The following is a 26,910-nucleotide window of genomic DNA, read 5'->3' on the forward strand; positions in this document are numbered from 1 at the left end:
ATGCGCATACGCGCACTGGTCGCCATCGTTGGGCTTTTGCTGACAACGGTGACCGTTGAGGCTCTGGCCGTCACTCAAGTCAAGAGCGTGCGCCTGTGGCGTGCGCCGGACAACACCCGGTTGGTCTTCGACCTGTCCGGGCCTGTGCAGCACAGTGTCTTCACATTGAGCGCACCCGATCGGCTGGTCATCGACATCAACGGCGCAACCCTGGGCGCACCCTTGAAGGTGGCAACGTCCAATACGCCGATCAGCAGCGTGCGCTCGGCCCAGCGCACACCGACCGACCTGCGGGTGGTCGTGGACCTGAAGAAGTCGGTCACGCCCAAGAGCTTTACCTTGGCGCCCAACGCGCAATACGGCAATCGTCTGGTGGTCGACCTGTACGACCAGGAGGCGGACGCCATTGCCGCCAGTGCCCCAACGCCTGCGCCGCCACCGGTGCAGGCGCCGGCCACCACGCCAGCGGTGCCCGTCACGCCGACCCAGCCAGCCATCAAGCTGCCACCGGTGCCCAGTGGCAAGCGCGACATCGTGGTGGCCATCGATGCTGGCCACGGTGGCGAGGATCCTGGCGCTTCGGGCTCCAGCGGGCAGCATGAAAAAGACATCGTCCTGCAGATCGCCCGCGAACTGCAGCGCCAGATCAACAGCGAGAAGGGCTTTCGCGCCGAGCTGACGCGCACGGGCGACTACTTCATCCCATTGCGCAAGCGCACCGAGATCGCTCGCAAGAAAGGCGCCGACCTCTTCATCTCCATCCACGCCGATGCTGCCCCGTCGCGCGCTGCCTTCGGCGCCTCGGTGTTCGCCTTGTCCGACCGCGGTGCGACCTCCGAGACCGCACGCTGGCTGGCCGATACGGAAAACCGCTCCGACTTGATCGGCGGTGCCGGCAATGTCAGCCTCGACGACAAGGACCGCATGCTGGCCGGGGTGCTGCTCGACCTGTCGATGACGGCCACGCTCAGTTCCAGCCTCAACGTCGGTCAGAAGGTGCTGGGCAACATGGGGCGTATCACCTCGCTGCACAAGCAGCGCGTGGAGCAGGCCGGCTTCATGGTGCTCAAGTCCCCGGACATTCCGTCGATCCTGGTCGAGACCGGTTTCATCTCGAACAATGCAGAAGCCGCCAAGCTGGCTACGCGCAGCCACCAGCAGGCATTGGCCCGCTCCATTCACACCGGGGTTCGCCAGTACTTCCAGCAGAACCCACCGCCAGGCACCTACGTGGCGTGGCTACGCGACAGCGGCAAGATCGCCCAGGGCCCGCGTGAACATACGGTGCGGCCTGGTGAGACCCTGGCCATGCTCGCGGTTCGCTATCAAGTCAGCGTCACCAGCCTGCGCAGTACCAACAGCCTCAAGACCGATGAACTGAAGGTCGGCCAGCGCCTGGACATTCCTGCCACCACGTTGGCCTCGCAATGAGCGGCGGCTCACGCATCCAGCTGCTCAGCCCGCGGCTGGCCAACCAGATTGCGGCTGGCGAGGTGGTGGAACGGCCCGCATCGGTTGCCAAGGAGCTGTTGGAAAACAGTCTCGACTCCGGTGCTCGCCGGATCGACGTGGACGTCGAGCAAGGTGGCATCAAGCTGCTGAAGGTGCGCGACGATGGCAGCGGCATCTCTGCCGACGACCTGCCGCTGGCGCTGGAGCGCCATGCCACCAGCAAGATCCGCGAGCTGGAAGACCTCGAAGGCGTCCTGAGCTTGGGATTTCGCGGTGAAGCCCTGGCGTCGATCAGCTCGGTCGCACGGCTGACCCTGACCTCGCGCACGGCCAACGCCAGCGAAGCCTGGCAGGTGGAAACCGAAGGGCGCGAGATGACCGCGCGGGTGCAGCCTGCTGCGCACCCTGTCGGCACGTCCGTGGAAGTGCGGGACCTGTTTTTCAACACGCCGGCGCGGCGCAAGTTTCTCAAGGCCGAGAAAACCGAATTCGACCACCTGCAGGAAGTGATCAGGCGCCTGGCACTGGCCCGGTTCGACGTGGCCTTCCATCTGCGGCACAACGGCAAGAGCATTCTGAGCTTGCACGAGGCCCGCGAAGAAGCCGACCGGGCCCGGCGGGTGGGCGCCATCTGTGGTCCCGGTTTCATGGAGCAGGCCCTGCCCATCGACGTGGAGCGCAACGGTCTGCGCCTGTGGGGGTGGGTCGGGTTGCCGACATACTCGCGCAGCCAGGCAGACTTGCAGTACTTCTTCGTGAACGGGCGCGCGGTGCGTGACAAGCTGGTGGCCCATGCCGTACGCCAGGCTTACCGGGACGTGCTGTTCAACGGTCGTCACCCGACCTTCGTACTGTTCCTTGAGCTTGAGCCCAACGGCGTGGACGTCAACGTTCACCCAACCAAGCACGAAGTGCGCTTCCGTGAAGGCCGCAGCGTCCACGATTTCCTGTACGGCACCTTGCACCGTGCCCTGGCCGATGTGCGTCCCGAAGACCAGTTGGCTGCCCCGGCTGCCCTGCCTGAGGCGACCCGGCCGACGGGGCAGCAAGCAGGCGAGTTCGGGCCTCAGGGCGAAATGCGCCTGGCTGCGGCCGTGCTCGAGCAACCACGTGCTGCGCCGTCTCCCATTGCCGGCAGTGGCAGTGGCGCGGGTTACCAGTACTCATACACGCCCAGGCCGTCGCAGCCATTGCCGGCTGCCGAGGCCCAGGCGGTCTATCGCGAGTTCTACAAGCCCTTGAGCGAAGGCGCTGCCGCGCTGCCGGAAAGCCAGGGCGACATCCCCCCGCTTGGCTTCGCATTGGCCCAGCTCAAGGGCATCTACATTTTGGCCGAGAACGCCGCGGGCCTGGTCCTCGTCGACATGCATGCCGCCCATGAACGGATCATGTACGAGCGGCTGAAGGTGGCCATGGCCAGCGAGGGTCTTAGCGGTCAGCCGCTGCTGGTGCCCGAAACGCTCGCCCTGAGCCAGCGCGAGGCCGATTGCGCCGAAGAACACGCCGCCTGGTTCCAGCGCCTGGGCTTCGAACTGCAGCGCCTGGGCCCGGAAACGCTGGCGATTCGCCAGATTCCAGCACTGCTCAAGCAGGCCGAAGCCAACCGCCTGGTGCAGGATGTGCTGGCGGACCTCATGGAGTACGGCACCAGCGACCGTATTCAGGCACACCTGAACGAACTGCTCGGCACCATGGCCTGCCACGGTGCCGTGCGTGCCAATCGGCGCCTGGCGATTCCTGAAATGAACGCCTTGCTGCGCGACATGGAAAATACCGAGCGCAGCGGCCAGTGCAACCATGGCCGTCCCACATGGACCCAGATGGGCCTGGATGATCTGGACAAACTATTCCTGCGCGGTCGATGACATGAGTGGCAAGCCCCCTGCAATATTCCTGATGGGCCCGACCGCGTCGGGCAAGACCGACCTGGCCATCGAGCTGAGCAAAGTCTTGCCCTGCGAACTGGTGAGCGTTGATTCTGCCCTGGTCTATCGGGGCATGGACATTGGTTCGGCAAAGCCCTCGAAGGCCGTCCTGGCTGCCCACCCGCACCACCTGATCGACATCCGCGACCCGGCCGAAGCCTACTCGGCAGCGCAGTTTCGTGCCGACGCCTTGCGCGTGATGGCCGAGATCACCGCACGCGGCAACATCCCCTTGCTGGTGGGCGGGACCATGCTCTATTACAAGGCGTTGACCGAGGGGCTGGCCGACATGCCGGCGGCCGATGCCCAGGTCAGGGCCGAGCTCGAGGCCCTGGCCGAGGCCGAGGGCCTGGCAGCGCTGCATCGGCAGTTGGCTGAGGTCGATCCGGAGTCGGCCGCGCGCATTCATCCCAACGATCCGCAGCGGTTGATCCGGGCGCTGGAGGTATACCGGGTCAGCGGGCATAGCATGACGGCCCATCGCCAGCGTCAATTGGCTGAAAGTAGCGGTGTAGACGCAAGCGCCTGCGGTCATTTGCCCTATACTGTCGCCAGTCTTGCGATTGCGCCTACAGATCGTCACATTCTGCATCAGCGAATTGCGTTACGATTTTCACAGATGTTGGAACAGGGCTTTGTCGACGAGGTCCGATTGCTGCGAGCCAGAAGTGACTTGCACGCCGGGCTGCCGTCTATACGGGCAGTGGGCTATCGGCAGGTCTGGGATTACCTGGACGGCCAGCTGACTGAGAATGAGATGCGTGAACGGGGTATCATCGCGACCAGGCAGCTGGCCAAGCGGCAATTCACCTGGCTGCGTGGCTGGCCAGGCGTGCATTGGCTCGACAGCCTGGCCTGCGACAATCTGTCCCGCACCTTGAAATACCTTGGGGCCGTCTCCATATTGAGCTGAGTCCCTGCTGATTGCCGTCTATCCTTGTGAAAGCCGGCCTTACTTATCGTTTTTTCAGATTTTCCAATTATTTATCCTTACAGGAGTGCGGCATATGTCAAAAGGGCATTCGCTACAAGACCCTTACCTGAATACCTTGAGAAAAGAAAAGGTTCCGGTTTCGATCTACCTGGTCAACGGCATCAAGCTGCAAGGCTCGATCGAGTCGTTCGACCAGTTCGTGGTACTGCTGAAGAACACCGTCAGCCAGATGGTCTACAAGCACGCCATTTCCACTGTTGTACCTGCCCGCCCGGTTCGTCTGCCAAGCCCGTCCGATTCCGATCACGGCGACAGCGAGCCAGGCAACGCCTGATAGGAGCCTGCATTGTTCTTTGAGCGCCACGGTGGTGGTGAACGCGCGCTGCTCGTTCACTTGGAAGGTCAGAACCCTGAGGCGCGCGAAGACCCGCAGGAGTTTCAGGAACTCGCGTTGTCGGCCGGTGCCGACATCGTCTCGCTGGTAACGGTCACGAGGCATCAGCCCTCGGCCAAGTACCTGATTGGCAGTGGCAAGGTCGAGGAGTTGCACGACCGTGTCCATGCCGAGCAGGTAGACCTGGTGATTTTCAATCACACCCTCACGCCCAGCCAGGAGCGCAACCTCGAACGCGTGTTCGAGTGCCGTGTGCTCGACAGGACCGGGCTGATTCTGGATATCTTCGCTCAGCGCGCACGTACCCACGAAGGCAAGCTGCAGGTCGAACTGGCCCAGCTTGAGCACATGAGTACGCGGCTGGTACGCGGCTGGACCCACCTTGAGCGACAAAAAGGGGGTATTGGCCTGCGGGGGCCGGGTGAAACTCAGCTCGAAACCGACCGTCGCCTGCTGCGCGTGCGCATCCGGCAGATCAAGTCCCGCCTCGAGAAAGTGCGCAGCCAGCGTGAACAGGCGCGTCGCGGGCGTAAGCGTGCGGACATCCCGTCGGTCTCGCTGGTGGGCTACACCAACGCCGGCAAGTCCACGTTGTTCAACGCCCTGACCCAGTCGCAGGTGTACGCGGCCGACCAGTTGTTCGCTACCCTCGACCCGACGCTGCGTCGGCTTGAGCTCAACGACCTGGGGCCTATCGTGCTGGCCGATACCGTGGGCTTCATCCGGCACCTGCCGCACAAGCTGGTCGAGGCGTTTCGAGCTACGCTCGAGGAGTCGAGCAACTCCGACCTGCTGCTGCACGTGATCGATGCCCATGAGCCCGAGCGCATGGAGCAGATCGAGCAGGTGCTGGCAGTATTGGGCGAGATTGGCGCTGAAGGCTTGCCGATCCTCGAGGTGTATAACAAACTCGACCTGCTCGAAGAGGTCGAGCCGCAGATCCAGCGCAACGCCGACGGCAAGCCGGAGCGGGTCTGGGTTTCGGCACGTGACGGGCGTGGCCTGGAGCTGGTTGGCCAGGCGATTGCCGAGTTGCTGGGTGATGATCTGTTTGTCGGCACCTTGTGCCTGGAACAACGTTTTGCTCGCCTGCGCGCGCAATTCTTTGACTTGGGCGCGGTGCAGAGTGAAGCGCATGATGAAGAAGGGCGCAGCCTGCTGAGCGTGCGTCTGCCCAGGGTCGAACTCAATCGCCTGGTCAGCCGTGAAGGCATGGAGCCGCAAGTGTTTGTCGAGCAACACACTTTGCAATAAATGCCCCACGAGGTCGTCGGGCAGCAGTGACAGGCATTCTGTAGCATTGGACGGCGCGCCGTGGGCGCGTCTTTGCTTTATCAGATGGAGAGCGCTATGGCTTGGAACGAGCCGGGTGGCAACTCGAACAATCAGGATCCCTGGGGCGGCCGCCGCGGTGGCGGTGGTGGCGGCGACAAAAAAGGTCCGCCGGATCTGGACGAGGCCTTCCGCAAACTGCAGGACAGCCTCAACGGCATGTTCGGTGGTGGCAAGAAACGGGGTGGCGGTGACCGCAATGTCGGCAAGGGCGGCGGCCTGGGGCTGCTGGCCATCGGCCTGGCAGTGCTGGCGGCCATCTGGCTGTACAGCGCCGTGTATGTCGTCGACGAGCAGGAGCAAGCCGTTGTGCTGCGCTTCGGCAAGTATTATGAGACGGTCGGTCCCGGCCTGAACATCTACTTCCCGCCGATCGATCGCAAGTACATGGAAAACGTCACGCGCGAGCGGGCCTACACCAAGCAGGGCCAGATGCTGACCGAAGACGAGAACATCGTCGAGGTGCCGCTGACCGTCCAGTACAAGATCAGCAACCTGCAGGACTTCGTGCTCAACGTCGACCAGCCCGAGGTCAGCCTGCAGCATGCGACCGACAGCGCCCTGCGTCACGTGGTGGGCTCTACGTCCATGGACCAGGTGTTGACCGAAGGTCGTGAACAGATGGCCGTGGACATCCGCGAACGTCTGCAGCGTTTCCTCGACAACTACCGCACCGGTATCACCGTTACCCAGGTCAACGTGCAGAGCGCGGCAGCCCCGCGTGAAGTGCAGGAAGCCTTCGATGACGTGATCCGGGCCCGCGAAGACGAGCAGCGTGCCCGCAACCAGGCCGAGTCCTACGCCAATGGCGTGGTGCCCGAAGCCCGTGGTCAGGCTCAGCGCATCATCGAAGACGCCAACGGCTACCGCGATGAAGTCATTGCCCGAGCCAAAGGTGAGGCCGACCGCTTCACCAAGCTGGTCACCGAGTACCGCAAGGCACCTGACGTGACCCGTCAGCGCCTGTACCTGGAAACCATGCAGGCGGTGTATAGCAATTCGAGCAAGGTCATGGTGGCGACCAAGGACGGGCAGAACAACCTGCTCTACCTGCCGCTGGACAAGATGGTCGAAGGCAGCCGCAACCCGTCCGCGCCTGCAAGCGGCGTATCGTCGGCCAACGACGCTGCGGCCGCGCGCTCGGCGCAGGACACGCAACAGCAACAGCAGCCGCTGCGCACTAGGGAGAGCCGCTGATGAGCAACCGATCGCTGATCGCCCTGATCGCCGCCGTGGTTCTGGCCATCGTGGCCTGGAACAGCTTCTACATCGTGTCCCAGACCGAACGTGCAGTTCTGCTGCGCTTCGGTAAGGTCGTCCAGGCCGATGTCCAGCCAGGGCTGCACGTGAAAGTGCCGTACGTGAACCAGGTACGCAAGTTCGACGCCCGCCTGATGACCCTCGACGCGCCTACCCAGCGGTTCCTGACCCTGGAGAAGAAAGCGGTGATGGTCGACGCCTATGCCAAATGGCGCGTCAAGGATGCCGAGCGCTTCTACACGGCCACCTCCGGCATGAAGCAGATTGCTGACGAGCGTCTGTCCCGTCGTCTGGAAAGCGGCCTGCGTGACCAGTTCGGCAAGCGCACCTTGCACGAGGTGGTGTCGGGTGAGCGTGACGCGTTGATGGCCGACATCACCGCTTCGCTGAACCGCATGGCCAACAAGGAGCTGGGTATCGAGGTCGTCGACGTCCGCGTCAAGGCCATCGACCTGCCCAAGGAAGTCAACCGCAGCGTGTTCGACCGCATGAGCACCGAGCGTGAGCGCGAGGCGCGCGAGCACCGGGCCAAGGGTAACGAGCTGGCTGAAGGTATTCGTGCAGACGCCGATCGTCAGCGCCGTGTGCTGCTGGCCGAGGCCTATCGCGAAGCTGAAGAGACCCGCGGTGACGGTGATGCCCAGGCGGCTTCCATCTACGCCAAGGCCTACACGCAGGACGCTGATTTCTATGCGTTCTACCGTAGCCTGCAAGCCTACCGCGAGAGCTTCTCCAGCAAGAGCGACGTGCTGGTCCTGGATCCGAAGAACGAGTTCTTCCGCTTCATGGACAAGAGCAGGCCCTGAGTCGAATTCGGGCAGGCGCCCCGCCTGGCAGCTAAAACGCCAGGCAGGGTGCATCCCGAATCAAAAGGGGTGTATGATGAGTCAGCCGGGAAATTTCCCGGCTTTTTTGCGTCTGCAAGGTTGATCGGCCCGGTGTCGGTCCGCTTTTGACACGTTCGCAAGGCAATTCGAGGGTATCGGGTACGGTGGCTGCGCTGGGATCAGTGCTGCCCGTTGCTGTGCGCGATACCTGCTTTACTGACGGCCGGCCTGCTGGCGGCCGCCCGGACCAGAGGGGAAAAGGCGTAATGGCAACGGTAGACCGCTGGCTGCTGCCAGATGGCATCGAGGAAGTACTGCCACCTGAGGCTGCGCGTATCGAGATCGCGCGTCGCCAGGTGTTGGACCTGTTCCAGAGTTGGGGTTACGAACTGGTCGTCACCCCGCATATCGAGTACCTGGAGTCGCTGCTCACCGGCGCCGGCCAGGACCTGGATCAGCGTACCTTCAAGGTAGTAGACCCGCAGTCCGGCCGCCTGATGGGCTTTCGTGCCGACTTCACGCCGCAGGTTGCGCGCATCGACGCCCATACCCTGCGCCGTGAAGGCCCAAGCCGGTTGTGCTACGCCGGCAGTGTGCTGCATGCCCAGCCGCGTGCCTTGTCCACCTCGCGCAGCCCTATCCAGCTGGGTGCCGAACTGTATGGCGATGCCAGCCCCACCAGCGATGTGGAAGTCATCAGCCTGATGCTCGCCACGTTGCAGTTGGCCGATGTGCCTGATGTCCACATGGACCTGGGCCATGTGGGTATCTACCGTGGGTTGGCTCGGGCCGCCGGTCTGTCGGGCGCGGTCGAGCAGCAGTTGTTCGACGCCCTGCAACGTAAGGCGGTCGACGAAGTGCAGGCGCTGACGGCCGACGTGCCAAACGATGTGGGCAACATGTTGCGAGCCCTGGTCGAGCTATGCGGCGGCAGGGAAGTCCTGGCCGAGGCCCGCGTACGCCTGGGTCGTGCACCTGCCAGCGTGCTGGCGGCCCTGGACGATTTGCTGGCCATCGCCGATCGGCTGGCCGCCCGTTACCCGCAGTTGCCGTTGTACTTCGACCTGGGTGAGCTGCGCGGTTACAACTACCACACGGGCGTGGTGTTTGCGGTGTTCGTACCAGGTGAAGGGCAGTCGATTGCCCAAGGCGGCCGTTATGACGACATCGGCGCCGACTTTGGCCGGGCGCGCCCGGCTACCGGTTTCTCCACGGATTTGAAGACCCTGGTCACACTGGGGCGAGCGGAGGTCGTACTGCCCACGGGCGGCATCTGGATGCCGGACAGTGGCGATGCGGCCCTATGGCAGCATGTCTGCCAGTTGCGCAACGAGGGCCAGCGTGTGGTCCAGGCCCTGCCTGGTCAGCCGCTGAGTGCTGCCCTTGAAGCGGATTGTGATCGTCAATTGATTCAGCAAGACGGGCGCTGGCAGGTTCTGCCGCTGGCCCAGTGAGTTTCTGCGTCGGCAACAGGCCGGCAACCAAGTTTGCGTGAATGAGGACCAATGTAATGGGTAAGAATGTCGTCGTCCTGGGCACCCAGTGGGGTGATGAGGGCAAAGGCAAGATCGTCGATCTGCTGACCGAACATGCTGCCGCCGTCGTGCGCTACCAGGGTGGCCACAATGCGGGCCACACCCTGGTGATCAACGGTGAAAAGACCGTTCTGCACCTGATTCCATCCGGCATCCTGCGTGAAGGCGTGCAATGCCTGATCGGCAACGGTGTGGTCGTTGCACCCGATGCACTGATGCGCGAGATCACCAAGTTGGAAGAGAAGGGCGTACCGGTGCGTGAGCGCCTGCGCATTTCCCCGGCTGCGCCGCTGATCCTGTCGTACCACGTCGCGCTGGACCAGGCCCGTGAAAAAGCCCGTGGCGAAGCCAAGATCGGCACCACCGGCCGTGGTATTGGCCCAGCGTACGAAGACAAGGTTGCCCGCCGTGGCCTGCGCGTGGGCGATCTGTTCCACCGCGAGCGTTTTGCCGCCAAGCTGGGCGAGCTGCTGGACTACCACAACTTCCAGCTGGTGAATTACTACAAAGAGCCTGCCATCGACTTCCAGCAGACGCTGGACGAGTGCATGGCCTACGCCGAACAGCTCAAGCCGATGATGCTCGACGTCACTGCCGAGCTGCACAACCTGCGTCGTGCCGGCAAGGACATCATGTTCGAAGGCGCACAGGGCTCGCTGCTGGACATCGACCACGGTACCTACCCGTACGTCACCAGCTCCAACACCACCGCTGGCGGTATCTCGACCGGTTCCGGCGTGGGCCCGATGTACCTGGACTACATCCTGGGCATCACCAAGGCCTACACCACCCGCGTAGGCTCGGGTCCGTTCCCAACCGAACTGTTCGATGACACGGGCGCCACCTTGGCCAAGCGTGGCCATGAGTTCGGTTCCACGACCGGGCGTGCCCGTCGTTGCGGCTGGTTCGATGCCGTCATCCTGCGCCGCGCCATCGACGTCAACAGCATCTCGGGTATCTGCCTGACCAAGCTCGACGTGCTCGACGGCCTGGAGACCATCAACATCTGCGTAGGTTACAAGGATGCCAATGGTGAAGTGATCGAAGCCCCGACCGATGCCGACAGCTACATCGGCCTGCAACCGGTGTACGAAACACTGCCGGGCTGGAGCGAGTCGACCCTGGGTGCCAAGACCCTGGAAGCGCTGCCTGCCAATGCGCGTGCCTACATCACCCGCATCGAGGAACTGATCGGCGCACCGATCGACATCATCTCCACCGGCCCGGACCGCAACGAAACCATCGTGCTGCGTCATCCGTTCGCCTGATCTGCCCTCCAGGCTGATCTGACGCCGTGGCCCTGAACAGGGGTCGCGGCGTTTTTCATTGTGGGTACGAAGCTCGTATTGCTTGAGCTTGGCGTGTATCCCCGCTGCTACCGGCATAACCCTTGCTGTAAGAATTGTCTGTCGATGCCATCAAAGTAATGGCGCCAGAAAACACGAGGGTTTTACCGTGTCTGCCATCCTTTCGCTGTTACGAAGCCGCCTATTGCGGCCTGTTTTTGTGGCCTTGGGTATCGCCCTTTTGGTGCAGGTGCTGGTGGCCGTTGCCCTGACACGAAGCACGGTTTCGGCCCTTGAGCGCGAACTGGCCCAACGCCTTGGGCATGACAGCCAACAACTCACGACTGATCTGGAACAAGCCGGCCAGGAGGTGCGCGCAGGCCTCGATGGCTTGTCTGCCAGCACTCGCCAACGCTTGAGTGCAGGGCTCTCGACACGCCTGCAGGCCGAGCAGCAGCAACTGCGCGAGACCCTCGAAGGCACCTTGAAGGAGTCCGCCAACGACATGGCAGAGTTGCTGGCCTCGGTGGCGCCGCGCGCCATCTGGGACAAGGATGTGCCGGTGTTATCGGATTTCGCCCGACGGGCGCAGCGCAATCCCAACGTTCTGTTCGTGATTTATGACGATGCAGAAGGCCAGCACCTGACCCGCTACCTGAACCGACAGAACCCAATCAACCAGGCATTGCTCGAGAAGGGGCAAGGGGAGCGGGCGCTGGACAAAGTAATCGAGGCCGCACGCCGCGACCCTGCTGTGTACATGGTCGAAGCGTCGATTAACCCGAATGGGGCAGAAATCGGCAAGGTGCTGATGGGTGTTTCAACCGCCGGCATCGATCAGCAGCTGGCCGCTCTGGACCAACGTTTCGCGGCCTTGATCACCAGCAGCGAACAGTTGGTTGGCGACAGCCTGGTGGGGGCGGCTGCCGACAGTGGCAAGACACTGCGTGAACGCCTGGAGGCTGCGCAAGGCAGCGCCGCGGCCATGCAGAACAATACAGCTCAAACCGTGCGCGATGCGGCGGCAGAATTGCGTTGGCGCATCGGCCTGGGCCTGGTGCTGGTGGGGCTGGGCGTGCTGTTGGTGGTGGCCATAGTGCTGGGCCGGCGTGTGGTGAGCAAGTTGCGTCTGTTGATCGCGGCGCTCGATGACCTGGCAGCGGGCGAAGGCGACCTGACCAAGCGGGTACCCCTGGACAGCCGCGACGAGATTGGCGACATGGCCTCAGCGGTCAATCGCTTCGTCGACAAGCTGCAACCTATCGTGCGCGAAGCCGGTGACGTGGCCGAGCGCACCGGTGTGGAGATCGGCGCCATGACCCAGCGCAACGCAGGCGCCGATGCCGCCGCCGCGTTGCAGCGTGATGAGGTGGCGGCCAGCCTGAGCGACCTGTCGAGCATGGCTGAAGAAGCCCAGGCCGAGAGCCATGCCATGCAGGCCGCCTTGCAGCAGGTGGTGGACATTCGCCAGGCCACTGACGAAAACAGTCGCACCTCGACGCAGCTGGCCGGGCTCATCGAAAACCTGGCCGGGCAGGTGGATGCAGGCTCGCAGGTCATCGAGCGCCTGGCCAAGCAAAGCGAGCAGATCGAGGTGGTGCTGACGGTCATCCACGGCATTGCCGAGCAAACCAACCTGCTGGCCCTCAACGCCGCCATCGAAGCCGCCCGTGCCGGCGAGACGGGGCGAGGCTTTGCCGTAGTGGCGGATGAAGTCAGGGCGTTGGCGAGCAAGACGCAACGCTCCACCGGTGACATCCAGGCGCATATTGCCGCACTGCAGGCAGGGGCGAAGGAGGCGGTGGCCACGATCAGTCAGGCGGGTACAAAGGCCAGCGAAGGGCTGCTGGTGCTGCGTGACAACGAGCGTCGCCAGCAGTCGGTACAGGCTGCGGTGGAGCAGGTGCATGCGGCCATAGGCTTGGCCACTCGCGCAGCTGAGCAGCAGGCGAGCGGGGCGCAGGCCGTGCGGGGGCGGGTGCAGAACATTCATACCCAGGCCGAACGTTCAGCCGAAGTGGTGATGCAGACCACGGCAAGCAGCAAGGTGCTGGACGATCTGGCGGCCCAGCTTCGGGCAAGTCTGGGCCAGTTCCGGGCGTGATGCGCTTTGGGCCATCACGCGCGGTTCAGGTACATCCGCGTTGTCAGCAAATACACCGGCAACCCTGAAACCACGATCAGCAGCGCCGCATAGGGTGCCGCCGCTGCGAACTCGACATTGGCCGTGTGTGCCCAGACTTCGGTGGCAAGGGTCGTCATGCCGGTAGGACTGAGCAGCAACGTTGCCGTCAATTCCTTCATGGCGTCCAGAAACACCAGGGCGAAGGCCGCTGCCATCGCCGGGAAGATGATCGGCAGGGTCACTTTGCAGAACGCGGCAAAGCTGCTTGCACCCAGGGTGCGTGCCGCCTCTTCCAGCGTAGGGGATGCCTTGTTCAAGGCCGTGCGCACGGGCGACTGGGCCAAAGGCAGGAACAGCAGTGCATAGGCCAGAAGCAGTAACGCCGTGGTCTGGTACAGCGCCGGCACGTAGTGCAGGGCAAAGAACACCAGCGTCAGGGCAATGACAAGCCCGGGCAGGGCATGCAACAGGTAGGGCAGGCGTTCTGCCCAGATGGCCAGGCGCCCCTTGTAGCGCACCACCAGGAAGCTGATCGGCAGAGCCAGCACGACGCAGAAACCGGCGCCGCCTAGCGACACGGACAGCGATGTGAACAGTGCCCTGGAAATATCCGCAATGGGGAACGCTGCGGATGAACCCACACTGAGCCAGTAACCGAGCATGGCCAATGGAATACCGCTGCCCAATACGGCCAGGCCCAGGCAGAACACTTGAGCAGGTATCGCCCAGCCACGCAGCTTTACAGGTTGAGCGCGGCGTGCCACGCCCTGGCCAATGCGTACATGCCGTGCCTTGCCACGTACCCGCAGTTCCAGCCACAGCATGATCAAGCACATGGCCAACAGCACGGCGGACAACATGGCCGCGTTGGCGTTGCTGAATTCCAGCTCGAACTGCTGGTAGATGGCGGTGGTGAATGTCTGCAAGCCCAGAATCGACAGTGCGCCGAACTCCACGAGCATGTGCAGGGCGATCAGCAGGGCGCCACCCAGCATCGACGGCCACAGCAAGGGCAGGGTGACTTTCCGGTACACGCTCCAGCGGCTGCAACCCAATGTGCGCGCCGACTCCTCAAGGGAGGTGTCCAGGTTGCGTAAAGTGGCCGCCACCGGGAGGAAGATCAGCGGGTACTTGGACAGGGCCATTACCAGAATGGCGCCGCCCAAGCCTTCGAAGTCCGAGCTTAGCGAAACCCAGGTAAAGCTGCTGACGAACGACGGCACGGCAAAGGGCAGGCACAGCACCACCCCCCACAACCTACGCCCGGGCAGGTCGCTGCGTTCCAGCAGCCATGCCAGCGCCAGGCCTACGACCATACAGGTCAGCGTAACCCCGACCATCAGCAGCAGGGTGTTGCGCATCAGCCCCCATACGTAGGGGCGCCACAACAGGTACAGCGCCTCTCGCCAGCCGGCTTCCCAGGCTTTGATGGCCACGTAGAGCAATGGCAGTACGCTCATCGCCACCAGGAAAAGCACGGGCAGCACCACCCAGATCGAGGGGCGCTTGCGGCGCGGTACGAAACGTACCGGCACCGGCTGGGTCAGGGCGGCAGTCATCAGAGCAGACCGACCTCACGCTCAAGCTCAAGGGCTTCTTCGGCATTGCCGAGGTCGGCCGGCGTGATCTTGGGCGGGCGCAACTCGTCGAACGGCTTCAGGCCGCGATCGGAAACCATGCCCTTGTGCAGTGGGTATTCGGCCGTGGTCTGGGTGATCACGCGCTGGCCTTCTTCGCTGGCCATCCAGTTGAGCAATGCCTGGGCTTCCTTGGGGTGCTTGCTGGCCTTCACGGCCGCGGCACCCGAAATGGTCACCAGGTTGCCGGCGTCGCCATCGGCCAGGTAGTACAGCTTGGAGTCAAGCTTGCCGCGCTCGCGCTCCAGGGCGTACCAGTAGTAGTTGTTGACCAGCACCGCGCCCACTTCACCTTTCTCCACGGCCTTGAGGGCGACCATGTTGTTGGTGTAGGTCTTGCCGAATGCCTTCAGGCCGGTCAGCCATTCTTCCGTTGCTTCGCGGCCATGCATCTTCAGGATGGCTACCGCCTGCTCCTGGAAGGCCCCGCTGGTGGGTACGAAGCCAACGCGCCCGTCCCATTCAGGGTTGGCGAAGTCCATGACCGTGGTCGGCAGGTCCTTCTCGTCGATTTTCTTGGGGTTGTACACCACCACCCGGGTCCGCGCGGTCACGCCCATCCAGGTACCGTTGGCGGCGACATATTCCTTGGGCAGCATGTTGAGCGTGGCATCATCGATCTTTGCCAGCAGGCCCAGCTCACCCAGGTTATTCAGGGGTGGCGACTCTTCGGTATAGATGATGTCGGCCGGCGAGCGCTCGCCTTCTTCGATGATCTGGCTGGCCAGCTGGTTGCTGCTGCCCTTGCGGATATTGATATGGATGCCGGTCTTGGCTTCATAAGCCTTGGCGATGGCCTCGCCGATTTCCTTGTGCTGACCGTTGTACATGGTCAAGGTGACCGGCGCATCTGCCATGGCGGCCGGAGCGCCGATGACCAGGCTCAACACGGCGGCGGCCAGGGTGCGCATCAGCGGTTGCGGGCGGATCGTCATGCGGGTACTTCCTCGCTTACGGCTACATATTTGGAAACAATGGTAAACGAAATCGTTTCTCATGTGGCGAGGTGACGATAAATTCATTGAGCGGGGTGCTTGGGGCTATGCACGCGTCGGAAAGGGCGAGGCGTTGGGTTTTGTGCGCCATCTTGCACAACGCCGAAAACACGGAAGGGCGGGGCCATGATGCTAAATTTCAGGCAAGAAAAAACCCACTAGCAAGCTAGTGGGTTTTTGTATGGTGCCCAGGAGAAGACTCGAACTTCCACGACCGTTAAGTCACTGATACCTGAAACCAGCGCGTCTACCAATTCCGCCACCTGGGCAAAGCTTTACATCATCTGATGAAGGCGACTATTGTTCGCTTCACACAGTAGTAACAGATCCTTGGTCATCTATTACTTGAAAATTTTGGTGCCCAGGAGAAGACTCGAACTTCCACGGCCGTTAAGCCACTGATACCTGAAACCAGCGCGTCTACCAATTCCGCCACCTGGGCACACATTCGAGATAAAAGATGCTTTACAGCGCCGCTCATCTCTACTACAACTTCGGGGTTGTCCGTCGTCGTGGTGCGCACTATACGGATGCCCTCGGGGGCTGTAAAGCCCTCGATCAAAAAAAATCTCAAAAAATTCAACTTGTTGATTTCATGGGCCTATTGCCGCTCGCCGGGCGCTCCTCAGGGGGCTGTCCAAGGCTGACATTTCCGGTTTCAATACGCCTATGCCAGAATTCCTATCTATATACCCCAAGGTGAACCCCTTCTGATGGCCGATTGGCAATCCCTCGATCCCGAGGCCGCTCGCGAAGCGGAAAAATACGACAACCCCATTCCCAGCCGTGAGCTGATCCTGCAGCGCCTTGCCGACCGTGGCGAACCGGCCGCGCGCGAGGAGCTGGCGGCAGAGTTCGGTCTGCACGAAGAAGACCAGATCGAAGCACTGCGCCGCCGCCTCAGGGCCATGGAGCGCGACGGCCAGCTTATCTATACCCGGCGCGGCACCTATGCCCCGGTGGACAAGCTGGACCTCATCTGCGGCCGCGTCTCCGGCCACCGCGACGGCTTCGGCTTCCTCATTCCCGACGACGGTAGCGAAGACCTGTTCCTGAGCCCGTCGCAGATGCGCCTGGTGTTCGATGGCGACCGCGCCCTGGCGCGTGTGTCCGGCGTCGACCGCCGTGGTCGCCGCGAAGGCGCCTTGGTCGAGGTCGTCTCCCGCGCCCATGAAAGCGTGGTAGGCCGCTACTTCGAGGAAGGCGGCATCGGTTACGTGACCCCTGACAACCCGAAGATCCAGCAGGAAGTGCTGGTCACGGCCGGGCGTAACGGTGGCGCGAAGATCGGCCAGTTCGTCGAGATCAAGATCACCCATTGGCCAACGGCGCGTTTCCAGCCGCAAGGCGATGTGGTGGAAGTGGTCGGCAACTACATGGCGCCGGGCATGGAAATCGACGTTGCCCTGCGCAGCTACGATATCCCGCACGTCTGGCCCAAGGATGTGATCAAGGAGGCCCGCAAGTTCCGCTCTGAAGTCGAAGACAAGGACAAGGAAAAGCGCGTCGACCTGCGCCACCTGCCCTTCGTGACCATCGACGGCGAGGACGCGCGCGACTTCGACGACGCCGTTTACTGCGAACCCCTGGGCAAGCTGCGGATGTTCTCCGGCGGCTGGCGCCTTTATGTGGCGATCGCCGACGTGTCGAGCTACGTCCGCCTGGGCTCGGCGCTGGATGTGGAAGCCCAGCAGCGCGGAAACTCGGTGTACTTCCCCGAGCGTGTGGTGCCCATGCTGCCCGAGGAATTGTCCAACGGCCTGTGCTCGTTGAACCCGCACGTCGATCGCCTGGCCATGGTCTGTGAAATGACCATGAACAAGGCCGGGCAGATGGTCGACTACCAGTTCTATGAAGGGGTCATCCACTCTCACGCCCGGCTGACCTACAACAAGGTCAGCAGCATGCTCGAGCATTCACGCACCCGTGAAGGCAAGGCGCTGCGCGAGGAATACAAGGAAGTCGTCCCGGACCTGAAGAACCTCTACAACCTGTACAAGGTCCTGCTCGATGCCCGGCACACCCGCGGTGCCATTGACTTCGAGACCCAGGAAACTCGCATCGTCTTCGGCGAAGACCGCAAGATCGCGGAAATTCGCCCGACCGTGCGCAACGATGCGCACAAGCTGATCGAGGAATGCATGCTGGCCGCCAACGTGGCCACGGCAGAGTTTCTGCAAAAGCACGGTGTGCCGGCCCTGTACCGGGTGCACGATGGCCCGCCACCGGAGCGCCTGGAAAAGCTGCGTGCTTTCCTGGGTGAGCTGGGGCTGTCACTGCACAAGGGCAAGGACCCGTCGCCCAAGGACTACCAGGCACTGCTGGCGAGCATCGCCGCCCGCCCGGACTTCCACCTGATCCAGACCGTGATGCTGCGCTCGCTCAGCCAGGCGGTGTACAGCACCGACAACAACGGCCACTTCGGCCTGAACTACGAGGCGTACACCCACTTCACCTCGCCGATCCGTCGTTACCCTGACTTGCTGGTCCACCGCGCCATCCGCAGCGTCATCCGCTCCAAGGTCGATACCCCACACGTCAAGCGTGCCGGTGCCATGAGCATTCCCAAGGCGCGTATCTACCCGTACGACGAGAACACCCTCGAGCAACTGGGCGAACAATGCTCGATGACCGAACGCCGGGCCGACGAAGCCACACGTGACGTGGTCAACTGGCTCAAGTGCGAGTACATGAAGGACCGCGTGGGCGAGACGTTCCCGGGTGTGATCACGGCGGTGACAGGTTTCGGCCTGTTCGTCGAGCTGACCGACATCTACGTCGAGGGTCTGGTGCACGTCAGTGCGCTGCCGGGCGACTATTACCACTTCGACCCTGTGCATCATCGTCTGTCGGGCGAACGCACTGGCCGCAGCTTCCGCCTGGGTGACACGATCGAGGTCAAGGTCATGCGCGTGGACCTGGACGAGCGCAAGATCGACTTCGAAGTGGCCGACGCCACCCTGGCCGCTCCGATCGGTCGCAAGCAACGCGGTACACCTGCTGCCGCTGCCCCGACCGAGCAAGCGCCGGAGCAAGAGAAGGCCAGGGCCACGCCCAAGCCGCGCAGCCGCAAGAGCGAAGCCTCCGAGGCGTACTTCCCCAAGGACGCCGTGCAGCGCAACGCCGAGGTGCGCAAGAGCCGCGAAATGAAAAAGGCGCTGATGACCGAGGCCCGCAGTACCAGCCACGGCAGCAGCAAGTCGGACAAGGGCAGCAAGACGTCTGGCAAGCCTACCAAGCACCGTAAAGGGCCGTCGAAATCCGGCGCATCACGCAAGAGCAAGAGCAATTCATGAGTCAGTTGGAAAAGATCTACGGCGTTCACGCGGTACAGGCGCTGTTGCAGCACCATCCGAAGCGGGTCAAGCAGATCTGGCTGTCGGAGGGCCGCAGCGAGCCGCGCCTGCAAGCGCTGCTGGCCTTGGCCGCCGAGAACCGCGTAGCTGTGGGTCAAGCCGAGCGCCGCGAGTTGGACGCCTGGGTCGAAGGCGTGCACCAGGGCGTGGTCGCCGAGGTGAGCCCCAGCCAGGTCTGGGGTGAGCTCATGCTCGAGGAGTTGCTCGAGCGCACTGAAACCCCGCCTCTGATCCTGGTGCTGGACGGGGTGACCGACCCGCACAACCTTGGTGCCTGCCTGCGTACCGCTGATGCAGCGGGCGCAACGGCCGTGATCGTGCCCAAGGACAAATCGGCGACCCTGACGCCTGTGGTGCGCAAGGTCGCGTGCGGAGCAGCCGAGGTGATCCCGCTGGTGGCCGTGACCAACCTTGCGCGTACGCTTGAGAAGCTGCAGCAGCGTGGCCTGTGGGTGGTGGGAACCGCCGGCGAAGCCGAGCAGGAAATCTATCAGCAGGACCTGACCGGCCCGCTGGTGATGATCATGGGCGCCGAAGGCAAGGGCATGCGCCGGCTGACCCGCGAGCACTGCGACTTTCTGGTGAAGCTGCCGATGAGCGGCAGCGTCAGCAGCCTGAACGTGTCCGTGGCCACTGGCGTGTGCCTGTTCGAGGCCGTGCGCCAGCGCCAGGCCAAGGGTTGATCCCATGACCGTGCCGGTCTTTTGGCCGGCACGTGCCCGCTTGAACGGATCCTGCACGGGCCGCTGTACCCGCGACGCGACAGATGCCGCGTCGAAGTGTTTCCGGTTGTTCAAATAATCGCCAATTGCCTTGCTTGTCTGTTTGGCCTTCTCTACAATTGCGCCCCTTGCTGAGCTGGCAGGTGCGCATGTGCCTCTACTCCCTGGCAAGACACACCAGTGTCATTCACTCCTTGTCTGACCAGATTCGCTGGCAGACTACTAACCCGTAAGGAGCATTCATGCGTCATTACGAAATCATCTTCCTGGTTCACCCGGACCAGAGCGAGCAAGTCGGCGGCATGGTTGAGCGTTACACCAAGCTGATCGAAGAAGATGGTGGCAAGATCCACCGCCTGGAAGATTGGGGCCGTCGTCAACTGGCCTATGCAATCAACAATGTTCACAAGGCTCACTACGTGATGCTGAACGTTGAGTGCACCGGCAAGGCCCTGGCCGAGCTGGAAGACAACTTCCGCTACAACGATGCCGTTATCCGTAACCTTGTCATCCGTCGCGACGAAGCCGTTACCGGTCAGTCCGAGATGCTGAAGGCTGAAGAAAACCGCAGCGAGCGCCGTGAGCGTCGCGAGCGTCCTGAGCATGCCGAGTCCGCCGAAGGCGACGACAGCAATGACAGCGACTCCAGCGATAACGCTGACGAGTAATCCACGGACCTTTAGAGGAGCCTATTAAATGGCACGTTTCTTCCGTCGTCGTAAATTCTGCCGCTTCACTGCTGAAGACGTGAAAGAGATCGACTTCAAAGATCTCAACACCCTGAAAGCTTACGTATCCGAAACCGGCAAGATCGTTCCAAGCCGTATCACCGGTACCAAAGCTCGTTATCAGCGTCAGCTGGCTACCGCTATCAAGCGCGCCCGCTTCCTGGCCCTGCTGCCCTACACCGACAGCCACGGCCGCTGAGACCGGGTCGTCGACAAGCAGTAAGGGATTAGCATGCGAGCGTTAGCAAGTTTCATCATGCGCGGTCGTGTGCAGGCCACCCTCGTGGTGGTCATCAGCGCGGTATTGCCGCTGCTGTTCTGGTTGAGTGCCGCTGCCGGCAGCCTTGTGCTGCTGCGACGCGGGTTCAAGGATGCTTCAACGGTCATCGCTGGCGGCTTGCTGGCAGGGTTGGCCGTTTGGGTCATGGGCGATCCGATCACCTTCATGGTGATCGCGGGTGCCCTGGCACTTGCCGGCCTGTTGCGGGCCGAGCATCCCTGGAGTCGGGTGTTGGTGGTCAGTGCCGTGTTCGCCGTGGCGTTCAGCCTCGTGCTTGATCTGGCGCTGGCCCCTACCTTCGATGCGCTGGCCAAGGCGTTTGCCGAAGCCATGCCGCAAGTCGAAGGGCAGCCGGTACTCTCCGGTGAAGTGATCCGCCCATTGCTGGTCACTTCCACAGCCGTGACAGTGCAGTTGTTCTGCGTGCTGGCCCTGGTGCTGGCGCGTTATTGGCAGGCAGCGTTGTACAACCCTGGAGGCTTCGGTCACGAGTTTCGTGCCCTGAAGCTGCCGAAACAGACCATGGTGGCCCTGGTGGCAGTGATGGTGGTGGCCCCGTTCATCGGGCCGCAGTTCATCATCCTGGCATCGGCTTCGAGCCTGGTACTGGTGCTGGCCGGCATCGCTTTGATGCATGGGCTTGTGGCGCAGGGCCGACTGGCCGGTTTCTGGCTAGTAGGGATGTACGTGACGCTGCCGCTGATCATGCAGCTGATTTACCCGTTGCTGGTGGTCCTGGCCATTGTCGACAGCCTGATTGATTTTCGCGGTCGCAAGTCCCCCAAAGGGAATGACTCCGCGAACGGTGAAGGTTAAAAGTTAAGAGGTTTTACCAAATGGAACTGATCCTGCTGGAAAAAGTCGCCAACCTGGGCAACCTGGGCGATAAAGTAAAAGTTAAGGCTGGTTACGGCCGTAACTTCCTGCTGCCATTCGGCAAGGCTACCGTTGCCAACGCCGCCAACCTGGCTGCGTTCGAAGAGCGTCGCGCCGAGCTGGAAAAAGCAGCTGCAGACCGTAAATCGTCGGCTGAAAGCCGCGCTGCCCAACTGGCCGAGCTGGAAGTGACCATCACTGCCACCGCTGGCGACGAAGGTAAGCTGTTCGGTTCGATCGGCACCCACGACATCGCTGACGCCCTGACCGCCTCCGGCGTTGAAGTGGCCAAGGCTGAAGTTCGTCTGCCGAACGGCACCATCCGTCAGGTTGGCGAATACGACGTAGCCGTGCACCTGCACAGCGACGTTGAAGCCACCGTACGTGTGGTCGTCGTAGCTGCCTAAGCTGCGCTGACTGGCTGGCCCGTCAGGTGTCAGCCGGTTAACATCGGGCACGGTCCTGTCTTCGACAGGCCGTGCCCTTTGTCTTTTTCATCCTCCAGAATTCTTTCGTGGCCATGAACGAGATCACTACCTCCGAACAGCTCGACCTGCAAACCGCAGCCCTGAAAGTGCCGCCGCATTCCATCGAGGCCGAACAGGCCGTGCTCGGTGGTCTGATGCTGGACAACAACGCCTGGGAGCGGGTGCTGGATCAGGTGTCGGACGGTGACTTCTACCGGCATGACCACCGGTTGATCTTCCGTGCCGTGCACAAGTTGGCTGACGCCAACCAGCCGTTCGATGTGGTGACGCTGCACGAGCAGCTCGACAAGGAAGGCTTGTCGACGCAGGTCGGTGGCCTGGCATACCTGGCCGAATTGGCCAAGAACACGCCTTCGGTGGCCAACATCAAGGCTTATGCCGCGATCATTCGCGAGCGGGCCACGCTGCGGCAGCTGATCAGCATCAGTACCGACATCGCAGACAATGCGTTCAACCCGCAAGGCCGTGATGCGGCGGAAATCCTCGACGACGCCGAGCGGCAGATCTTCCAGATCGCCGAGGCGCGGCCCAAGACAGGCGGCCCGGTAGGGGTCAACGACCTGTTGACCATGGCCATCGACCGCATCGACACCTTGTTCAACTCCGACAGCGACATCACCGGTATCTCCACCGGTTATACCGACCTGGACGAGAAAACCAGCGGCCTTCAGCCGGCCGACCTGATCATCGTGGCGGGCCGGCCTTCGATGGGCAAAACCACGTTCGCCATGAACCTGGTGGAAAACGCCGTGTTGCGTACCGACAAGGCCGTGCTGGTGTTTTCGCTGGAAATGCCAGGCGAATCGCTGGTCATGCGTATGCTGTCCTCACTGGGTCGTATCGACCAGACCAAGGTGCGCTCCGGTCAATTGAGCGACGACGACTGGCCACGCCTCACGTCGGCGGTGAACCTGCTAAACGACCGCAAGTTGTTCATCGATGACACCGCCGGCATCAGCCCATCGGAGATGCGCGCGCGCACCCGACGCCTGGCACGCGAGCACGGTGAGATCGCCATGATCATGGTCGATTACCTGCAGCTGATGCAGATTCCTGGTTCTTCGGGTGACAACCGCACGAACGAGATTTCCGAAATCTCCCGGTCGCTCAAAGCCCTGGCCAAGGAATTCAATTGCCCGGTCATTGCCCTCTCGCAGCTCAACCGCTCTCTGGAGCAGCGCCCGAACAAACGCCCGGTGAACTCCGACTTGCGTGAATCCGGTGCAATCGAGCAGGACGCCGACGTCATCATGTTCGTGTACCGCGACGAGGTGTATCACCCCGAAACCGAGCACAAAGGCGTGGCGGAAATCATCATCGGCAAACAGCGTAACGGGCCAATTGGCTTTGTGCGCCTGGCGTTCATCGGCAAGTACACCCGTTTCGAGAACTTGGCGCCGGGGATGTATAACTTCGACGACGATGAATAACGCCTGATCCTGCTTCACCAGACGCACCTTCTTACCTGAATCGTGGGGCGAACGTGCCCCACAAGGCGTCACGCCCCAACCGTCGCACGCTTGCCAATTCCCACGAAGACAGTCGGATTTGGTTAAAATTTGTGCTATTCTCCGCGCCCGCGATTTCCCTGCACACCAGAGCCGGTCACTGATATGCAAGCAGCCAAACCACTTTACGATTATCCCAAGTACTGGGCCGAATGCTTCGGGCCAGCACCTTTCCTGCCAATGAGCAGGGAGGAGATGGATCTGCTCGGTTGGGATTCCTGCGACATCATCATCGTGACCGGCGATGCCTACGTCGACCATCCGTCGTTTGGCATGGCCATCATTGGCCGGTTGCTGGAAGCCCAGGGTTTTCGCGTGGGCATCATCGCCCAGCCGAACTGGCAGTCCAAAGACGACTTCATGAAGCTTGGCGAGCCCAACCTGTTCTTCGGTGTGGCTGCCGGCAACATGGACTCGATGATCAACCGCTACACCGCCGACAAGAAGATCCGTTCCGACGACGCCTACACCCCGGGCGGCCTGGCGGGCAGCCGGCCTGACCGTGCCAGCCTGGTGTACAGCCAGCGTTGCAAGGAAGCCTACAAGCACGTGCCCATCGTGCTGGGCGGCATCGAGGCCTCGTTGCGCCGCATCGCGCACTACGACTATTGGCAGGACAAGGTGCGCCACTCGATCCTGATCGACGCCAGCGCCGATATCCTCCTGTTCGGCAACGCCGAGCGTGCCGTGGTCGAGGTGGCGCAACGGCTGTCCAACGGCGAGAAGATCGAATCGATCACCGACGTGCGTGGCACGGCCTTCGTGCGGCGGGACACCCCTGACGGCTGGTTCGAAATCGACTCTACCCGTATCGATCGTCCGGGGCGTGTCGACAAGATCATCAACCCGTACGTCAACACCCAGGACACCCAGGCCTGCGCCATCGAACAAGCCAAGGGCGACCAGGAAGACCCGAACGAAGCCAAGGTGGTGCAGATCCTCGACAGCCCGCGCGTGACGCGTGAGAAGTCGGTGATTCGCCTGCCGTCGTTCGAAAAGGTGCGTAACGACCCGGTCCTGTATGCGCACGCTAACCGTGTGCTGCACCTGGAGACCAACCCAGGCAACGCCCGCGCCTTGGTGCAGAAACATGGCGAGGTGGACGTGTGGTTCAACCCACCGCCCATTCCCATGAGCACCGAGGAAATGGACTACGTGTTCGGCATGCCCTATGCGCGCGTACCGCACCCGGCCTATGGCAAGGAGCGCATCCCGGCCTATGAGATGATCCGCTTCTCGGTCAACATCATGCGCGGCTGCTTCGGCGGCTGTACGTTCTGCTCGATCACCGAGCACGAAGGGCGCATCATTCAGAACCGCTCGCACGAATCGATCCTCAACGAGATCGAGGAGATGCGCGACAAAGTGCCCGGCTTCACTGGCGTGGTATCGGACCTCGGCGGCCCCACCGCCAACATGTACCGTATCGCCTGCAAGAGCCCGGAAATCGAGAAGCATTGCCGCAAGCCTTCGTGCGTGTTCCCGGGCATCTGCGAGAACCTGAACACCGACCACAGCTCGTTGATCGAGCTGTATCGCAAGGCCCGTGCGCTGCCAGGCGTGAAGAAAATCCTCATCGCCTCGGGCCTGCGCTACGACTTGGCGGTGGAATCGCCGGAGTACGTCAAGGAGCTGGTAACCCACCACGTGGGCGGCTACCTCAAGATCGCCCCCGAGCACACCGAGCGTGGCCCGCTGGACAAGATGATGAAGCCGGGCATTGGCAGCTATGACCGCTTCAAGCGCATGTTCGAGAAGTTCTCCAAGGAGGCAGGCAAGGAGCAGTACCTGATCCCGTACTTCATCGCGGCGCACCCCGGCACCACCGACGAAGACATGATGAACCTGGCCTTGTGGCTCAAGGGCAACGGTTTCCGTGCCGACCAGGTGCAGGCGTTCTACCCCTCGCCGATGGCGTCGGCCACCGCCATGTACCACTCGGGCAAGAACCCGTTGCGCAAGGTGACCTACAAGAGCGAGGGCGTGGACATCGTCAAGAGCGACGAGCAGCGTCGCTTGCACAAGGCGTTCTTGCGTTACCACGACCCCAAGGGCTGGCCAATGCTGCGCGAGGCGCTGCAGCGCATGGGGCGTGCCGACCTGATCGGGCCAGGCAAGCATCAGCTGATCCCGTTGCACCAGCCGCAATCCGATACCTACCAGAGCGCCCGGCGCAAGAACTCGACGCCAGCCGGTAGCCACAAGGTGGGCAAGGATCAGAAGATCCTGACCCAGCATTCCGGCCTGCCGCCGCGCGCCAGCGATGGCAGCAAGCCATGGGACAAGCGCGAGAAGGCCAAGGCGGAGGCGTTCGCCCGCAACCAGCAAGCGGCCAAGGAGCGCAAGGAGTCGGCCAAGGGTGGCAAAGGCGGGAAAAAGCCGCGTCAGCCAGTCATTCCACGCTGAAACCCCGGGCCGCCTGGCGGCCCCTCCTTCAGCGACTACCGGTTACTCGATCACTGCACATCGACATCATTCCGGGCATCACTCGGGGCGCGAGAACTCGCAGATCGCGCCTGTGGCAGCGTGGGCATAGGCAGCGAGCAGGCTGTTCAAGAAACTGGACATGGGCATTTGGTACTGCTCCTAAATGAGAGGTTGTCCCATCGTCTATTAAAAGGGCATGATGTGCCCTTAGATTGGTTGTATACAATCCATTGAACAATTCAACTGGCTGGCCCATTGACATCCCCTTGACGCACGTCACCCAGGGGCTGGACGGTTTCAGGCAGTCTCGCTGTTGATAAAACCCTGCCAAGGAGATTCACGATGTTTGCGAAAGCTGTAGCGGTATCCCTGCTGACCCTCGCCAGCGCCTCTGTCTTCGCAGCCGAGTGCTCGGTAACTGTCGATTCGACTGACCAGATGTCCTTCAGCACCAAGGAAATCACGGTCGACAAGAGCTGTAAGGAATTCACCGTCAAACTCACTCACTCCGGCAGCCTGCCGAAGAACGTCATGGGCCATAACCTGGTTATCAGCAAGACGGCCGACATGCAGGGCATTGCCACCGAAGGCATGAGCCAGGGTCTGGAAAAGGACTACATCAAGGCCGACAACGCCGCCATCATCGCCCATACCAAGATGATCGGCGCGCCAGAGAAGGAAACCGAAGTGACGTTCGACGCCACCAAGCTTGCAGCAGACGGCGACTACAGCTTCTTCTGCACCTTCCCAGGCCATATCTCGATGATGAAGGGCAAAGTCGTGGTCAAGTGATTTGACCGCGCGCTAGAACACGAACTGGGGC

21 protein-coding genes and 2 tRNA genes are annotated in these 26,910 nt (G+C 62.1%); 19 read left to right on the top strand and 4 right to left on the bottom strand.

Annotation, left to right across the window (positions count from 1 at the left end):
- The 10 genes from CRP40_RS13430 (at position 1) to CRP40_RS13475 (ending at position 13,049) form a co-directional block, all read left to right on the top strand.
- Positions 1 to 1,431, top strand: coding sequence for an N-acetylmuramoyl-L-alanine amidase (locus tag CRP40_RS13430; protein ID WP_027913955.1), 1,431 nt, complete (start codon positions 1 to 3; stop codon positions 1,429 to 1,431).
- Positions 1,428 to 3,317, top strand: coding sequence for a DNA mismatch repair endonuclease MutL (gene mutL, locus CRP40_RS13435; RefSeq protein WP_027913954.1), 1,890 nt, complete (start codon positions 1,428 to 1,430; stop codon positions 3,315 to 3,317). Before CRP40_RS13430 ends, mutL begins: the two co-directional genes overlap by 4 nt.
- A gap of 1 nt (position 3,318) precedes the next feature.
- Positions 3,319 to 4,290 carry a tRNA (adenosine(37)-N6)-dimethylallyltransferase MiaA gene (gene miaA, locus CRP40_RS13440; RefSeq protein ID WP_027913953.1) on the top strand — a complete coding sequence of 324 codons (972 nt, stop codon included), beginning with the start codon at positions 3,319 to 3,321 and terminating at the stop codon, positions 4,288 to 4,290.
- A 94-nt stretch (positions 4,291 to 4,384) separates the two neighbouring features.
- The gene (hfq, locus tag CRP40_RS13445) at positions 4,385 to 4,645 is read left to right on the top strand and encodes an RNA chaperone Hfq (protein ID WP_015272006.1); all 261 of its coding nucleotides are present in this window, start codon (positions 4,385 to 4,387) and stop codon (positions 4,643 to 4,645) included.
- Between the two features lie 12 nt (positions 4,646 to 4,657).
- Complete coding sequence (gene hflX, locus CRP40_RS13450) at positions 4,658 to 5,959, top strand: ribosome rescue GTPase HflX (RefSeq protein WP_027913952.1); 1,302 nt, start codon at positions 4,658 to 4,660, stop codon at positions 5,957 to 5,959.
- Positions 5,960 to 6,055: 96 nt separating this feature from the next.
- Entirely contained in the window at positions 6,056 to 7,234 is a 1,179-nt protein-coding gene (gene hflK, locus CRP40_RS13455) for an FtsH protease activity modulator HflK (protein ID WP_027913951.1), read from the top strand.
- The gene (gene hflC / locus CRP40_RS13460; protein WP_027913950.1) at positions 7,234 to 8,103 is read left to right on the top strand and encodes a protease modulator HflC; all 870 of its coding nucleotides are present in this window, start codon (positions 7,234 to 7,236) and stop codon (positions 8,101 to 8,103) included. The genes hflK and hflC overlap by 1 nt, the downstream gene beginning before the upstream one ends.
- A gap of 287 nt (positions 8,104 to 8,390) precedes the next feature.
- On the top strand, positions 8,391 to 9,578 hold the full coding sequence (locus tag CRP40_RS13465) for an ATP phosphoribosyltransferase regulatory subunit (RefSeq protein ID WP_027913949.1): 1,188 nt from the start codon (positions 8,391 to 8,393) through the stop codon (positions 9,576 to 9,578).
- 56 nt (positions 9,579 to 9,634) lie between these two features.
- Positions 9,635 to 10,927 carry an adenylosuccinate synthase gene (locus CRP40_RS13470; protein WP_023533002.1) on the top strand — a complete coding sequence of 431 codons (1,293 nt, stop codon included), beginning with the start codon at positions 9,635 to 9,637 and terminating at the stop codon, positions 10,925 to 10,927.
- Positions 10,928 to 11,114: 187 nt separating this feature from the next.
- Positions 11,115 to 13,049 (top strand): methyl-accepting chemotaxis protein, encoded by a 1,935-nt coding sequence (locus CRP40_RS13475; RefSeq protein WP_027913948.1) that lies wholly within the window; start codon positions 11,115 to 11,117, stop codon positions 13,047 to 13,049.
- Positions 13,050 to 13,063: 14 nt separating this feature from the next.
- Here the strand turns inward: CRP40_RS13475 and CRP40_RS13480 are convergent, their stop codons facing one another.
- The 4 genes from CRP40_RS13480 to CRP40_RS13495 all read right to left on the bottom strand — a co-directional run bounded on the left by CRP40_RS13480 (position 13,064) and on the right by CRP40_RS13495 (position 16,144).
- Positions 13,064 to 14,629 carry an iron ABC transporter permease gene (locus CRP40_RS13480; RefSeq protein ID WP_027913947.1) on the bottom strand — a complete coding sequence of 522 codons (1,566 nt, stop codon included), beginning with the start codon at positions 14,627 to 14,629 and terminating at the stop codon, positions 13,064 to 13,066.
- On the bottom strand, positions 14,629 to 15,642 hold the full coding sequence (locus tag CRP40_RS13485) for an extracellular solute-binding protein (RefSeq protein WP_027913946.1): 1,014 nt from the start codon (positions 15,640 to 15,642) through the stop codon (positions 14,629 to 14,631). The genes CRP40_RS13480 and CRP40_RS13485 overlap by 1 nt, the downstream gene beginning before the upstream one ends.
- Before the next feature lie 242 nt (positions 15,643 to 15,884).
- Positions 15,885 to 15,971: transfer RNA gene (locus tag CRP40_RS13490), tRNA-Leu, on the bottom strand.
- Between the two features lie 86 nt (positions 15,972 to 16,057).
- Positions 16,058 to 16,144 (bottom strand) — tRNA-Leu (locus tag CRP40_RS13495).
- 271 nt (positions 16,145 to 16,415) lie between these two features.
- Here CRP40_RS13495 and rnr point away from each other — a divergent pair.
- The 9 genes from rnr to azu all read left to right on the top strand — a co-directional run bounded on the left by rnr (position 16,416) and on the right by azu (position 26,879).
- Positions 16,416 to 18,998, top strand: a complete 2,583-nt coding sequence (gene rnr, locus CRP40_RS13500) for a ribonuclease R (protein WP_027913945.1) — start codon at positions 16,416 to 16,418, stop codon at positions 18,996 to 18,998.
- A complete protein-coding gene (rlmB, locus tag CRP40_RS13505; protein WP_027913944.1) occupies positions 18,995 to 19,741 on the top strand; it encodes a 23S rRNA (guanosine(2251)-2'-O)-methyltransferase RlmB in 747 nt (248 codons plus the stop codon). The genes rnr and rlmB overlap by 4 nt, the downstream gene beginning before the upstream one ends.
- 281 nt (positions 19,742 to 20,022) lie before the next feature.
- Positions 20,023 to 20,448 (top strand): 30S ribosomal protein S6, encoded by a 426-nt coding sequence (gene rpsF / locus CRP40_RS13510; protein ID WP_021783885.1) that lies wholly within the window; start codon positions 20,023 to 20,025, stop codon positions 20,446 to 20,448.
- A gap of 28 nt (positions 20,449 to 20,476) precedes the next feature.
- A complete protein-coding gene (gene rpsR, locus CRP40_RS13515) occupies positions 20,477 to 20,707 on the top strand; it encodes a 30S ribosomal protein S18 (protein ID WP_003249563.1) in 231 nt (76 codons plus the stop codon).
- A gap of 33 nt (positions 20,708 to 20,740) precedes the next feature.
- Positions 20,741 to 21,604: a hypothetical protein gene (locus CRP40_RS13520; RefSeq protein ID WP_023533001.1), complete on the top strand. Its 864-nt coding sequence runs from the start codon at positions 20,741 to 20,743 to the stop codon at positions 21,602 to 21,604.
- Positions 21,605 to 21,624: 20 nt separating this feature from the next.
- Positions 21,625 to 22,071, top strand: a complete 447-nt coding sequence (gene rplI / locus CRP40_RS13525) for a 50S ribosomal protein L9 (protein ID WP_012316464.1) — start codon at positions 21,625 to 21,627, stop codon at positions 22,069 to 22,071.
- 113 nt (positions 22,072 to 22,184) lie between these two features.
- Positions 22,185 to 23,582 carry a replicative DNA helicase gene (gene dnaB, locus CRP40_RS13530; RefSeq protein WP_023532900.1) on the top strand — a complete coding sequence of 466 codons (1,398 nt, stop codon included), beginning with the start codon at positions 22,185 to 22,187 and terminating at the stop codon, positions 23,580 to 23,582.
- 183 nt (positions 23,583 to 23,765) lie between these two features.
- A complete protein-coding gene (locus tag CRP40_RS13535) occupies positions 23,766 to 26,066 on the top strand; it encodes a YgiQ family radical SAM protein (protein ID WP_027913943.1) in 2,301 nt (766 codons plus the stop codon).
- A 363-nt stretch (positions 26,067 to 26,429) separates the two neighbouring features.
- Positions 26,430 to 26,879: an azurin gene (azu, locus tag CRP40_RS13540; RefSeq protein WP_027913942.1), complete on the top strand. Its 450-nt coding sequence runs from the start codon at positions 26,430 to 26,432 to the stop codon at positions 26,877 to 26,879.
- The last annotated feature ends 31 nt before the right edge of the window (positions 26,880 to 26,910 follow it).

Source organism: Pseudomonas sp. URMO17WK12:I9, from assembly GCF_900230165.1.
Taxonomy (GTDB): Bacteria; Pseudomonadota; Gammaproteobacteria; order Pseudomonadales; family Pseudomonadaceae; genus Aquipseudomonas; species Aquipseudomonas fulva.